Source organism: Methylobacterium sp. D48H (assembly GCF_053345715.1).
In genome coordinates, this window is record NZ_JBKFAP010000020.1 from 51,075 (window position 1) to 64,026 (window position 12,952).

Consider the following 12,952-nt stretch of genomic DNA (forward strand, 5'->3'; position numbering starts at 1 on the left):
ATTCCCTGTCACAATTGGGAGCGTTTGGCATCGGTTCAGGATTCCACCGCTACCGACGTTAGAGCTATTCCAGTATACCAGCGTTGGAGGCGGAAACGTTCATGACTGAGGACGCTGCGGACCGGCCAGACGGAGGCGCGGGCACCCGGGACGGGTCCGGCTACGCCGCTTCCATCGGCCAGCACCTCGCCCTGCCGATCCGGGAGTATTTCAAGGTCGTGGAGCTGGAGCCCCTGCCGGCGCAGCTCACGGCCCTGGTGTCCCGCTTCGAGGCGGCGGTCACGGCGCACGGCGAGACGGTCCCCTTCGACTTCCGCGGCGACATCATCAAGGCCCTGCCGGCCCTGCGCACCTTCGCCCTGTCGCTCGTGGGCGACGTGAGCCGCGCCGACGACCTGGTGCAGGAGACCTTCGTGAAGGCCTGGGCCAACCAGCAGCGGTTCCGGCCCGGCACCAACTTCACCGCGTGGCTGTTCACGATCCTGCGCAACCAGTTCTACACCGACCTGCGCAAGACGCGGCGGGAGGTGGAGGACGTGGACGGGACGCATGCCGGGCAGATGACCAGCCCGTCCGACCAGGAGGATGCCAGCACCCTCAAGGTCGTCTGGGAGCGTCTCGGCGACCTGCCCTCCGCGCAGCGCCAGGCGCTGCTGCTGGTGGGTGCCGAGGGCCACACTTACGAGGAGGCCGCTGTCATGCTCGGCTGCCAGGTCGGCACCGTGAAGAGCCGGGTGAGCCGTGCTCGGTCGTCGCTCCTCGACACGCTCGGCGTCGTCGTGGCCGGGCAGGCTCCGGCCGCGTGATCGATCCGTCCCCGAGCGGCGCAGCCTGACGCGGCCGCGCTCCGGCGCCGCCGCACGCAGGATGTGGATCCGCCGCTGGGTCCGCGCCGATCCTGTGCGCGTCCTCACGAGGACCGGACGCCGCGGCCCTTATGGTCGATGTCAATCATCGATTCGGGGGCGCACATGCAGCACGTGTCCGCAGACAACGACCGGGTGGCGCAGTGGTGCGCGGCGCATCCGGTCCTTCTCGCCTTCGGCCTGTGCGCGTTCGGCCTCGCCGTCGTCGCCGCGGTCTGGGGATTCGGGATCCTCACGCCGGCCACGGCCACGGTCATCGCCTTTATCTATGTGGCCTGCCTGGGCGGCTTCCTCATGGAGTACCTCGGGATCAATGAACTCATCAGAGGTGTGAGATTCCTCTGGTTCGTTCTGACGGGCGTCTGGTGGCTGTTGACCTTCTGGCGGGCGTGACGGGGCCGTGGATCCCGTCTCCGCGTCTCCGGATCGCCCGCGGTCTCCCGCAGGATGGGGGCGTCGGCAGGTCCGCTGCCGAACGCCGGAGGCGCCGAGACTCCGCGGGTCTCACACCGGCGGCCGGCGCAGGTGCCAGTCGGTCGCGCGCTGGTAGGCCTGTCCGATCCGCAGCGCCGTCGTCTCCTCGTAGCCGCGGCAGACGATCTGCAGCGAGAGCGGCAGCCCGGACGCGGTGAAGCCGTTCGGCAGCGCCAGGGCGCAGAGATCGAGCAGGTTGCCGAAACGGGTGAAGCGCGACGGGAGGTGCGCTTCGTCGACGGCGTCGAGCGCGACGGCCGCGCTCTCCGTGGTCGGCGTCAGGAGGGCGTCGATGCCCGCGAGGGCGGCGTCGTACTGCTGCTTCATCGTGGCCCGGCGGTGGAGCGTGCCGAGATACTCCTGGGCCGAGACGTTCGCGCCGGCCAGGATCCGGGCCCGGACGGCGTCGCCGAGCTGGGCGGACGGATCCTCCGCCAAATCCCCGTTGACGAAGTACGCCTCCGCGTTGGTGATCTGGCTCATGGCCACGCAGTCGCTGAACCGGAACGGCAGGACGACGTCGACGATCTCGGCGCCCTGCCGGGCCAGGAGGTCGAGGGCCGCGTCGTAGGCGGCCAGCATGTCGGGGGCGACCCCGTCCCGCTCCGAGGCCGGCATCCGGCCGAGGCGCAGGCCGCGGACCCCGCGGTTCAGCGTCGGCCAGGGCGCGTCCGGCGCGACCCCGCGGGTCGTCGGATCGCGGGGATCGGGGCCGGAGATCGCCTCGTAGAGCAGCGCCGTGTCCTCCACGGTGCGGGCCAGCGGTCCGGGCGTGTCGAGGGTCATCGAGAGGGGCACGATCCCCCAGGTCGAGACGCGCCCGACCGTCACCTTGAGGCCCGTCAGCCCGCAGAAGGAGGCCGGCAGGCGCACCGAGCCGCCGGTATCGGTGCCGATGCCCCAGGGCGCCATGCGGGCCGCCACCGACACGCCGGTGCCGCTGCTCGACCCGCCGGGGGTGCGCGGCGTCTCGGCGTCCCAGGGATTCCACGGCGTGCCGAGATGCTGGTTCGTGCCCCAGCCGCCGTAGGCGAACTCCACCGTGTGGGTCTTGCCGAGCACGATCATGCCCTGGCCGATGAGGCGCCGGGCGATCGTCGCGGTGCGCGCGGCCCGGCGCGCCCGGTGGGCGGCCGAGCCACCCATGGTGATCCGGCCTTCCAGGTCGATCAGGTCCTTGAGCACGACCGGGACGCCGTGGAGCGGCCCCACGGCGTGGCCGGACCGGATCGCCCGGTCGGCCCCCTCGGCAGCGAGGCGGGCATCGGCGGTGAAGACCTCCGTGAAGGCCTGGAGCTTCGGCTCCAGCCGGTCGATCCGGCCGAGGAGGGCGTCGACGGCGTCGACCGGCGAGAGGGTCCGCGCCTGGATCGCGCGGCCGAGCTCGGCCGCGGAGGCGTGTACGGGATCGATGTCGGGCATGGGGTCACTGCACGCTGACGAGGGTGAGGTCGACGAACCAGGATTGCGGCGAGACGAAACCCTGGACCTTCTTGGACATCCCGCGGGGATTGAGGTCGTGGACGACGAACAGCCAGGGCGGATTGTCCACGAGGCGCTCGTGGGCGACCTTGGTCTGGGCGTCGATCACCTTCGCGTCGGTGGTCTCGGCGAGCGCCTTGAGGGCGGCGTCGAACGCGTCGTCCTTCCAGTTGGGGAAGTTGAAGCCGGCCGGCGGGAACCGGTCCCCCGCGAAGTAGCGCGCCATGACGGCCGGGTCCGACGAGGGCGACGAGACGTTGAGCGCCATCGCGCCCTGGAGGGTCGGCGCGTCGGGAAGCGCGCGGCCGGCATTCAGCAGCACCTGCCACTCGACCACGTTGAAGGTCAGGTCGACGTTGCAGGCCTGCTTCAGGTTCTCCTGCAGGTACTCGTTCATCGGCATCGGCAGCATCTGCCCCGAGCCGGAGGAGGAGATCATCACCTTGAGGCTCAGCGGCTTCTTGTCGGTGTAGCCGGCCTCGGCCAGCAGCGCCTTCCCCTTCGCGGCGTCGAAGGTGTAGCGGTTCTTCGGGCTGCCGAAATTCGGGTCCCGGTCGTTCAGCCATCCGCTCGCGGGCTCGGCGGTGCCGTTGAGGAGCTCCACGATCCCGGCCCGGTCGATGCAGTAGTTCAGGCCCTGCCGGACGCGGACGTCCTTCAGCGGGCTGTCCTTGGCACCCATGTTGAAGAAATAGGGCCAGACATGCGGGTACGAGCCCGTGGTGATAGTGAAGCCCGCCTGCTTCATCGACGGGATCGCGTCGGGCGCCGGCACCTCGATCCAGTCGACTTGGCCGGCCCGCAAAGCGGCGACGCGGGCATTGGCCTCCGGGATCGGCAGCAGCCGGACCTTGTCGACCTTGGCCATCCGGTTCGGGTCCCAGTAGCCGTCGAACTTGGCGAGATCGACCGCCTCCCGCGGGGCGACGCGGGTGATCCTGAACGGGCCGGTGCCGGCCGCCGGCAGGGCCGCGACCTTGCTCCAGTCGCGCCCGGCCTTCTCGAAGGAGGCGGGCGAGGTGAAGAGCAGGTAGACCACCATGTAGGGGAAGTAGGAGGCGACCTGGGTGGTGGTGATCTGCACGGTCGAATCGTCGATCTTCCTGTAGCTCCCGACCAGCGGCGCCCGCGCCCGGGAGATGCCCGCGCCCTGCGGCTCGAATTGCGGGCTGTCGTTCTTGAAGTAGCGGTCGAGGTTCCAGATCACCGCGTCGGCGTTGAACGGCGTCCCGTCGTGGAACTTCACGCCCTGGCGCAGGTGGAAGGTCCAGACCGTCTTGTCGTTCGGGTCCTGCTCCCAGCGCTCGGCCAGCGCCGGGACGATGCCGGCGAGCTTGGTGGTGCTCTTGAGGTCCCACTGCACCAGCCCCTCGAAGATCGGGTAGCCGAGGAAGCGCATCCCCTCGAAGCCGTTGTTGGGCATGCCCGTCGTGGTGGGGATGTCGCTCGCCGTCATGGCGATGCGCAGGACGCTCTCGGCGCTGGCCGATCCCGTCAGGGCCACGGTACCCGCCAGGGCGGCGGCAATCAGGCGGCGAGATGTCATCCGGATCCCAATCGTCGAAGTTGCGGCGCGCCGGGCGCAATTCCCGCGCCACGCTCAGGCTTAGGCCCTGCGTCCGGCGAACAGAAGATGCCGGACGTCGCCCCTTGCGCGTGGCGCCCGCTGCGCCACGATAATAAAAAATGCGAGTCGCCAGCCCGGACGGCCGGCCCCCGAAGGAGACGCCCGTGACCGACGAGACGCCGCGCGCCATGAACGGGGCCGAGAGCTTGGTCCGGACCCTCGTGGAGGGCGGGGTCGAGGTCTGCTTCACCAATCCCGGCACCTCCGAGATGCACTTCGTCGCCGCCCTCGACCGGGTCGAGGGCATGCGCTGCGTCCTGTTCCTGTTCGAGGGCGGGGCGACCGGCGCCGCCGACGGGTACGCCCGCATGGCCGACAAGCCGGCCTCGACCCTGCTCCATCTCGGGCCCGGCCTCGCCAACGGGCTGGCCAACCTCCACAACGCCAAGAAGGCGCGCACCCCCGTCGTCAACATCGTCGGTGAGCACGCCACCTACCACCGCGAGTACAACGCGCCGCTCACCTCGGACATCGAGGGGCTGGCCCACCCGATGTCCTCCTGGGTGCGGACCGGCATGAGCGCGACCGAGATCGGCTCCGACGGCGCCGCCGCCATCGCGGCAGCCCGGACCGCCCCGGGACAGGTCGCGACCCTGATCCTGCCGGCCAACACCGCCTGGGATCCCGGCGCCGGCCCCGCGCCGGTGCCGCCGATCCCCGAGCGGGCGCGGGCCGGCGACGACGCAATCGCGGCGGCCGTGAAGGCTCTCCAGAGCGGCGAGCCGGTGCTCCTGCATCTCGGCGACCGGGCCGTGCGGGGCGAGGGCCGGGTCATCGCGGACCGGATCGCCCGCAAGACCGGCGCCCGGCTGATGGCGATGACCTCCAATGCCCGGATCGATCGCGGCGCCGGCACCGTGCCGATCGAGCGCCTCCCCTACCCGATCGACCAGGGCATCGACGCCCTGAAGGGCTTCCGCCACATCATCCTGATCGGCGCGACGCCGCCGGTGGGCTTCTTCGCCTATCCGGGCAAGCCGAGCCTGCTGGCGCCGGAGGGCAGCACCACGATCACGCTGGCCACGCCCGAGGAGGACCAGATCGACGCCCTCGAGCGGCTCGCCGAGGCGGTCGCGGCCCCGCCGGCGGTGCCGGTCGCCGTCGGGCCGCGGCCGAAGCTCCCGACCTCCGGCCCCCTCGACCAGGACATGATCGGGCAGGTGCTCGGCGCGCTGATTCCCGAGGGCGCGGTGATCTGCGACGAGTCGATCACCACGGGCCGCAACTTCTTCGCCCTCACCCGGGACGCGGCGCCCCACACCTGGCTGCAGCTCAGCGGCGGCTCGATCGGCCTCGGCATCCCGATGGCGACCGGCGCCGCCGTGGCCTGCCCCGACCGCAAGGTCATCAACCTGCAGGCCGACGGCAGCGGGCTCTACACGGTGCAGGCGCTCTGGACCCAGGCCCGCGAGCACCTCGACGTGGTGACGCTCGTCTGGTCGAACCGCTCCTACGCGATCCTGCGGGCGGAGCTCACCAATGTCGGCGCGCTCAATCCCGGTCCGAAGGCGCTGGGCATGCTCAGCCTCGACGATCCGGCCATCGACTGGGTGAGCCTCGCCCGCGGCTTCGGCGTCGCGGGGCGGCGGGTCGAGACCCTGCCGGACTTCATCGAGGCGTTCCAGAACGCGCTGGCCAGCAAGGGGCCGCACCTCATCGAAGTGGCTCTGTGAGCGGGACGGCCTACGCCCTCCCCGGCCTCGACGGGCCGGCGGAGATCCGCGTCGACCGCTGGGGGCTGGCGCATATCCGCGCCGGCACCGCGCTCGACGCGTTCCGCGCGCAGGGGTTCAACGCCGCCCGGGACCGGCTCTGGCAGCTCGACCTCTGGCGCAAGCGCGGCCTCGGCCTGCTGGCGGCGGATTTCGGACCCGGCTACCTCGCCCAGGACCGGGCCGCCCGGCTGTTCCTCTACCGCGGCGACATGGCGGCCGAGTGGGCGGCCTACGGGCCGCAGGACACGCGGGCGATCGTCACCGCCTTCGTGGCGGGGATCAACGCCTACGTCGCCCTCACCGAAGCGCGCCCCGACCTGCGCCCGCCGGAATTCGCCGTGACGGACACGCGCCCGGCGCTGTGGCAGCCGGAGGACGTGGTGCGCATCCGCAGCCACGCGCTGATCCGCAACGTCCTCTCCGAGGTCGCCCGCGCGCGGGTGCTCGCCCGGGCTCGGAGCCCGGCGGACGGGCTGGCCGTCGACGACCTGCGCAAGCGGATCAGTCCGCCGCACGACGCGGTCATCCCCGACGGGCTCGACGCCGCCGACTGGCCGGACGATCTCCTCGACGCCTTCCGGCTGGCCACGGCGACGGTGGGGTTCGACCCGGACCGGATGGCGGCGACGCGCGCCGAGGCCTGGGACTGGTCCAAGGTCGACGCGCACGGGGCCGTCACGCGCGGTCCCCGCGCCGCGCCGAAGGAGCCGGCCGAGGGCTCTAACAACTGGGTGGTCGGGCCGTCCCGCACCGCCACCGGCCGGCCGATCCTGGCGAGCGACCCGCACCGGGTCTACCTGCAGCCCTCGCTGCGCTACGCCGTCCACCTGACCGCGCCGGGCCTCGACGTGATCGGCGCGGGCGAGCCGGCCCTGCCGGGCATCTCCATCGGTCATAACGGCCGGGCCGCCTTCAGCCTCACCATCGCGCCGATCGATCAGGAGGACCTGTTCGTCTGCGCGACCGACCCGGCCGATCCCGACCGCTACCGCTCCGGCGACGGCTGGGAACGGATCGCGCGCGTCGCCGAGCGGATCCCGGTGCGCGGCGGCCCGGACGAGACCGTGATCCTCGCCTTCACCCGGCACGGGCCGGTCCTCCGCGAGGAGAGGGGCCGCGCCTTCGCGCTGCGGACCGTCTGGTCGGAGCCCGGCGCTGCCGCCTATCTCGGCAGCCTCGCCTATCTCGGCGCCACGACGCCCGAGGCCTTCGGCGAGGCCCTGCGCCACTGGTCGGCGCCCTCGGTGAACCAGCTCTACGCCGACGCGTCGGGGCGGATCGCGTGGTTCATGGCCGGCAAGGCGCCGGTGCGACCCGGCCACGACGGGTTGCTGCCGGCGCCGGGCGACGGCCGCTACGACTGGGCCGGCTTCCACGATCCCGCCGCCCTGCCCCGAAGCGTCGATCCGGAAGCGGGCTGGCTCGCCACCGCCAACGAGATGAACCTGCCGCCGGACTATCCCGCGGAGGACCGGAGGGTCGGGTTCGAGTGGGCCGAGCCCTGGCGCGCCCGCCGCATCCGGGCGGTCCTCGGCGGGCAGGACCGGCACAGCCTCGCGGATTCGCGGGCGCTCCAGGGCGACGTGGTCTCCGAGCCGGCCCGGCGGCTGGCCGACCTGATGCGCGCCCTGCCGGCGGCGGACGATCCCGACGCCGCCGCGGCCCAGGCCCTGCTGGCCGCGTTCGACGGCGCGCTGCACCACGGCTCCGCGGCGGCCGCCCTCATCGAGGTGGTCTGGGTGCGGCACCTCCGCCCGGCCCTGGTCGCGGCGCTCGTGCCCGATGCCGGGACGCGCCGCCTCCTCCCGCCCGGCGACACGCAGAGCCTGATCGAGCGGCTGGAGACCGGTCTCGACCCGGCGACCCGCGCGTCCCTGCTCACCGACGCCCTCGGCGCCGGCCTTCGCACCTGCCGGGAGCGGATGGGCACCGATGCCGCGGGCTGGTCCTGGGGCCGCCTGCACCACGCGCTGTTCGCGCACCCGCTGACGGCCCTGGCGCCCGGATCCGGCTGGGATGTCGGCCCGCTGCCCGTGGGCGGCGCCGCGGCATCGGTCATGCACGCGGAGTACCGGACCGACACGTTCCGGCTCACCCACGGCGCCTCGTTCCGCATGGTCGTGGACGTGGGCGACTGGGACCGCTCGGTCTTCATCAACGTGCCGGGCCAGTCGGGGGACCCGGGCAGTCCGCACTACGCCGACCTGGCCCCGGTCTGGGGGCGCCAGGACTACGTGCCGATGCTCTACGGCCGCGCGGCCGTGGACGCGGCGACCGAGACGGTCATCACGCTGACCCCGAGCCCCGCCTGACCCGGCGGCCGGGACGGATTGGGACAGGACCTTGAAGATCTTCATCGCCGGCCTCGCCACCGAGACCAACACCTTCGCGCCGCTGCCCACCGGACGGTCGGCGTTCCACGCCGACTACGCCCGCCGGGACGGCAGCCGGAACCCGCCGAGCCTCAGCAATATCGGCCTCAAGGCCTGGCGCGCGCTGGCCGAGGCGGACGGGCACACCGTCGTCGAGAGCCTCTCGACCTTCGCGCAGCCCGGCGGGATCACCCTGCGGGCCGTCTACGAGGAGCTGCGCGACGCCCTGCTGGAGGACCTGGAGGCCGCGATGCCGGTCGACGCCGTGCTGCTGTTCATGCACGGCGCCATGGTGGCCGAGGGCTACGACGACTGCGAGGGCGACACCCTGGAGCGGGTCCGCGCCGTCGTGGGGCCGGAGGCTACGATCGGCGTCGAGCTCGATCTCCACTGCCACCTCACCGAGACGATGCGGGCCAGCGCAGACGTCATCGTGATCTACAAGGAATACCCCCACACCGACATCGTCGACCGCGCCCGCGACCTGTACCCCCTGGTCGTCCGGACCGTGGCGAAGGACATCCGGCCGGTGATGGCCTACGCCGACTGCCGGATCGTCAACATGTGGCGCACCAGCCGCGAGCCGGTCGCGGGCTTCGTGCGCCGCATGGAGGCGCTGGAGGGGCGCGACGGCATCCTGTCGGTCTCCTTCGGGCACGGCTTCCCCTGGGGCGACGTGGCCGATGTCGGCGCCAAGATGCTGGTCGTGGCCGACGGCGATGCCGCCAGGGCGCAGGCGCTGGCCGACGAGCTGGCCGGCGCCGTCTGGGCGATGCGCGAGGAGGCGGCGAGCCGCTGCGACACGATCGACGCGGCGATCGATCTCGCTCTCGCTTCCGACGACCCGCGACCGATGGTGCTCGCCGACTTCGCCGACAATGCCGGCGCGGGCGCGCCCTCCGACAACACCGCGATTCTCGCCCGCCTCGCCGAGCGGGGCATCGCGGACGTGGCGCTCGGCCTGATCTGGGATCCCGGCGCGGTCGGCATCTGCCACGAGGCCGGCCTCGGGGCGACCTTCACCCTGCGGATCGGCGGCAAGTGCGGCGCGACCTCCGGGAACCCGGTGGACCTGCGCGTCACGGTCCGCGGCCTCTCGGACGACCACAGCCAGACCGGTCTCAGCGGCGGCCGGGCCCATCTCGGCCCCGCGGCCTGGGTGGAGGCGGACGGGATCCACGTGGTGCTGACCCACAAGCGCCAGCAGGCCTTCGCGCCCGACGCGTTCACGGGCCTCGGCCTGGGCCTCGACGACAAGCGGATCGTCGTGGTGAAATCGATGCAGCACTTCTACGCCGCCTTCGCGCCGATCGCGAGCGAGGTCCGCTACGTCGCGGCGCCCGGCGCCGTGCCGCCGGATTACGGCGCGATCCCTTACACCAAGCGGTCCGGCCTCTACTGGCCGCGCGTCGCCGATCCGTTCGCCGAGGAGAACGCCCGATGATCCCGGACCTGTCCTTCGACGCGCGCGAGATCCTCGCGATCCTGCAGCCCTGGGTGCTGTGCGAGAGCCCCACCCACGACGCGGCGGCGGTCAATCGCATGATGGGCGTCGCCGCCCGCGACCTCGCGCTTCTCGGGGCGACCGTCGAGACGATCCCGGGCCGCATGGGCCTGAGCGACTGCGTCCGCGCCCGGTTCCCGCACCGGGACCGCGACGCGCCCGGCATCCTGGTGCTCGGCCACCTCGACACGGTGCATCCGGTCGGCACCCTCGGGAGCCTGCCGTGGCGGATCGAGGGCGACCGCGCCTACGGTCCCGGCATCCTCGACATGAAGGGCGGCAACGTCATCGCGCTCGCGGCGATCCGCGCCCTGGCGGCGGCCGGGATCGAGACGCCGCTGCCGGTGACCGTCCTGTTCACCGGCGACGAGGAGATCGGCAGCCCCTCCACCCGCGACCTGATCGAGGCGGAGGCCGCCCGCCACGCCTTCGTGCTGGTGCCCGAACCCGGCCAGCCCGAGAACGGCGTGGTCACCGGCCGCTACGCCATCGCCCGCTTCGACCTCGAGGCCCTGGGCCGCCCGAGCCACGCCGGCGCCTCGCCCCACGAGGGGCGCTCGGCGATCCGCGCGATGGCGCGGAAGATCCTCGCCATCGACGCGCTGTCGGATGCCGACTGCACCGTCTCGACCGGGATCGTCTCGGGCGGGCAGTGGGTGAACTGCGTCCCGACCGTCTGCGGCGGGCAGGCGCTCAGCATGGCCAAGCGGCAGGCCGACCTCGACCGCGGCGTCGAGCGGATGCTGGCCCTGTCGGGCGAGGAGGACGGCGTCCGCTTCACGGTGACCCGCGGCGTGACCCGGCCGGTCTGGGAGCCGGATGCCGGCTGCATGGCGCTCTACGAGCAGGCGCGCGCGCTGAGCGAGGCGCTCGGCCAGCCCCTGCCCCATCGCAGCGCCGGCGGCGGCTCGGACGGCAACTTCACCGGCGCCAACGGCATCCCGACCCTCGACGGGCTCGGACCGCTGGGCCAGGGCTACCACACCCTGGAGGAGCACTTGCTGATCGAGACCCTGCCGCAGCGGGCCCGGCTCTTCGCGGCCCTGCTCGCCAACCTCGGCGCCGCCAGCCGGCCCTGAGGTCGGCCGCGCCCCGATCAAGCGCGACCCCGGCCGAGGGCCGCGACCGCCAGTGCGCCCAGCAGGCCGCCGGCCGTGCCGCCGCCGAAGAAGCCCGCCAGGGCGAGGAGCGGTCCCGACGACGCGGTCAGGAGACAGAGCAGGGTGCTCCCGAGGCACCCGCCGGTGGCGATCATCGACATGCCGCGCCTTATGCAACCAATGGTTGTAGAAGCGGGGCGGCGACGGTTCGGTTCCGGCGGACGCGGTTGCGCCTCATGCCGGGTCGACCGGCATCTCCGGCACGCCGCCGGCCTCGATCGCCGCGCCGGCCGCGATGCAGAGGTCTTCCCGGTAGCGGGCGGCGACCAGCTGCACGCCGACGGGGGTCCGCCCGACGAGGCCGGTCGTCACCGTGAGCGCCGGGACGCCGATCGGCGCCAGCCCGACCTGCAGCAGGTTCGCCTCGAAGGCCCGGGCGATCCCGGCATCGCCGGTGCGGTCGAGGCCGTCCGGGAAGGGCAACTCCCCCGAGACCGGGACCAGCAGCACGGGGTTCTCGGCCAGGAACAGCGCCCAGTCCCGCGCCAGCGTCGCGCGCCGGGTCAGAGCCCGGGCGATGGCGTCGGGCGCCATCGCCTCGGCCCGCGGCCGGAAGCTCTCCAGGAGGCCGATCGCCGCCGGATCCCCTTCCCGCTCGGCCGCGGCCCGGACCGCCGCGTAGCCGTCGCCGAGCCAGAGCTGGAGCTGCAGCTCGCACGCCTCCCGGATCGGCGGGGTGTCGGCGATCTCCGTGACCGCCCACCCGGCCTCGCTCAGGCGCCGCGCGGCCTCGCGCAGGGCGGCCTCGACCTCCGGTGCGGTGGCGAGCCCCCCGGGCCGCACGCAGAGCGCGACCTCGCGCGCGACGGGCGGTCCCTCGAGCGGTGCCGGCACCCACCACGGGTCGCGCGGGTCGGGCGCCGCCATGACCTCGAGGCCGAGGCGCACGTCGGCGATGCTGCGGGCGAGCGGGCCGGAGACCGCCATCAGCTGGGGGCCGATGCCGCGCTCGGGCGAGGACGCGTTCCAGGCCGGGATCCGGCCCAGGCTCGGCCGCAGCCCGTGCACCCCGCAGGCATAGGCCGGGTAGCGCACCGAGCCGGCGATGTCGGTGCCGTGCGCGATGGCGCCGATCCCGGCCGCCACCGCGGCGCCGGCGCCCCCGGAGGAGCCGCCGGGCGTGAGCGCCGGGTCGCGGGGATTCTTGGTGTCGCCGTGGAGCTGGTTCGTGGTGAACCAGCGCAGCGAGAAGGCCGGGGTGTTGGTCCGCCCGAGCAGCACGGCGCCGGCCCGGCGCAGGTTGGCGACGACGGGATTGTCGTCCGTCGCCACGAGATCGCGCTGGAGGCGCAGCCCGTTCGTCGTCGCGAAGCCGCGCTGGTCGGCGTTGACCTTGACGGTGACCGGCACGCCCGCCAGCGGACCGGGGGCCTCGCCGCGCGCCCGGGCGGCGTCCACCGCGTCCGCCTGCGCCAGCACGTCCTCGGGCCGGTGCTCGACCACGGCGTTGATCCGCCCGTTGACCGCGTCGAGCCGGTCGAGGGCGTCCCGCGCCACCTCCCGGGCCGAGACCTGGCCGGAGCGGATCAGGGCCGCGAGGTCGGTCGCCGTCAGACGCCAGAGCTGCATGGGGTGTCCTTTCGCGCCCGGACGGGCGGGATCCATCCTACGATTCGCGCCGCCCGGGCGGCTCCCGGCCGACCCGCGCAGCATATTCAAAATGCAAGACGGCGGCCGCTTTTTTGCGCACCCGCGGATCGCGAGGCCGGCCAAGGCTTTGCCGCATTGCAGCAGAAAGACCTAAGCATTTCG

The 12,952-nt window shown here is 73.0% G+C and carries 10 protein-coding genes; 6 read left to right on the forward strand and 4 right to left on the reverse strand.

Annotated features, from left to right (window positions below):
• The first annotated feature begins 101 nt into the window (after positions 1–101).
• On the forward strand, positions 102–806 hold the full coding sequence (locus ACLBX8_RS24345) for a sigma-70 family RNA polymerase sigma factor (protein WP_447715857.1): 705 nt from the start codon (positions 102–104) through the stop codon (positions 804–806).
• Between the two features lie 165 nt (positions 807–971).
• Positions 972–1,259 carry a hypothetical protein gene (locus tag ACLBX8_RS24350; protein WP_244539977.1) on the forward strand — a complete coding sequence of 96 codons (288 nt, stop codon included), beginning with the start codon at positions 972–974 and terminating at the stop codon, positions 1,257–1,259.
• Between the two features lie 111 nt (positions 1,260–1,370).
• Here the strand turns inward: ACLBX8_RS24350 and ACLBX8_RS24355 are convergent, their stop codons facing one another.
• Together ACLBX8_RS24355 and ACLBX8_RS24360 are read right to left on the reverse strand one after the other, a co-directional pair.
• Positions 1,371–2,762 (reverse strand): amidase, encoded by a 1,392-nt coding sequence (locus tag ACLBX8_RS24355; protein WP_447683079.1) that lies wholly within the window; start codon positions 2,760–2,762, stop codon positions 1,371–1,373.
• A gap of 4 nt (positions 2,763–2,766) precedes the next feature.
• Complete coding sequence (locus ACLBX8_RS24360; protein WP_447683078.1) at positions 2,767–4,368, reverse strand: ABC transporter substrate-binding protein; 1,602 nt, start codon at positions 4,366–4,368, stop codon at positions 2,767–2,769.
• 209 nt (positions 4,369–4,577) lie between these two features.
• Here ACLBX8_RS24360 and ACLBX8_RS24365 point away from each other — a divergent pair, with 209 nt between their 5' ends.
• Genes ACLBX8_RS24365 through ACLBX8_RS24380 form a run of 4 tightly spaced genes read left to right on the forward strand, consistent with a single transcriptional unit; the run spans position 4,578 to position 11,119 of the window.
• A complete protein-coding gene (locus tag ACLBX8_RS24365; RefSeq protein WP_447700407.1) occupies positions 4,578–6,122 on the forward strand; it encodes an acetolactate synthase large subunit in 1,545 nt (514 codons plus the stop codon).
• Positions 6,119–8,476, forward strand: a complete 2,358-nt coding sequence (locus ACLBX8_RS24370) for a penicillin acylase family protein (protein ID WP_447700383.1) — start codon at positions 6,119–6,121, stop codon at positions 8,474–8,476. Before ACLBX8_RS24365 ends, ACLBX8_RS24370 begins: the two co-directional genes overlap by 4 nt.
• Positions 8,477–8,507: 31 nt before the next feature.
• Entirely contained in the window at positions 8,508–9,980 is a 1,473-nt protein-coding gene (locus tag ACLBX8_RS24375) for a M81 family metallopeptidase (protein WP_447700382.1), read from the forward strand.
• On the forward strand, positions 9,977–11,119 hold the full coding sequence (locus ACLBX8_RS24380) for a M20/M25/M40 family metallo-hydrolase (RefSeq protein WP_447700381.1): 1,143 nt from the start codon (positions 9,977–9,979) through the stop codon (positions 11,117–11,119). Before ACLBX8_RS24375 ends, ACLBX8_RS24380 begins: the two co-directional genes overlap by 4 nt.
• 17 nt (positions 11,120–11,136) lie before the next feature.
• Here ACLBX8_RS24380 and ACLBX8_RS24385 read toward each other — a convergent pair whose 3' ends face one another.
• Both ACLBX8_RS24385 and ACLBX8_RS24390 read right to left on the reverse strand, forming a co-directional pair.
• A complete protein-coding gene (locus ACLBX8_RS24385; protein WP_165923085.1) occupies positions 11,137–11,301 on the reverse strand; it encodes a hypothetical protein in 165 nt (54 codons plus the stop codon).
• 73 nt (positions 11,302–11,374) lie between these two features.
• Positions 11,375–12,769 (reverse strand): amidase family protein, encoded by a 1,395-nt coding sequence (locus ACLBX8_RS24390; protein WP_447700380.1) that lies wholly within the window; start codon positions 12,767–12,769, stop codon positions 11,375–11,377.
• Positions 12,770–12,952: the final 183 nt, after the last annotated feature.